Annotated in this window: 1 protein-coding gene; it reads right to left on the bottom strand. The window is 47.1% G+C overall.

Annotated features, from left to right (window positions below):
• On the bottom strand, window positions 1–259 hold a 259-nt coding region (locus HMPREF3050_RS14625; protein WP_210399919.1), incomplete at both ends, for a hypothetical protein.

Below are 259 nucleotides of genomic sequence, written 5' to 3'. Positions count from 1 at the left end.
CTTTACGTTCAGCTTCTGCTTTAGCTTTTTCAGCTTCTTCGGCTGCTTTTCGTTCTGTTTCAGCTTTAGCTTTCTCGGCTTCCTCAGCCGCTTTGCGTTCTGCTTCTACTCTAGCTTTTTCAGCCTCTTCAGCGGCTTTACGTTCAGCCTCGGCTTTGGCTTTTTCGGCTTCCTCAGCGGCTTTACGTTCTGCTTCTACTTTAGCTTTTTCAGCTTCTTCGGCAGCTTTACGTTCAGCTTCTGCTTTAGCTTTTTCAGC

Source organism: Neisseria sp. HMSC065D04 (assembly GCF_001815675.1).
Lineage (GTDB): Bacteria > Pseudomonadota > Gammaproteobacteria > Burkholderiales > Neisseriaceae > Neisseria.
The sequence above is the reverse complement of the archived record's forward strand: the minus strand, read 5'-3'. Positions and strand labels throughout refer to the sequence as shown.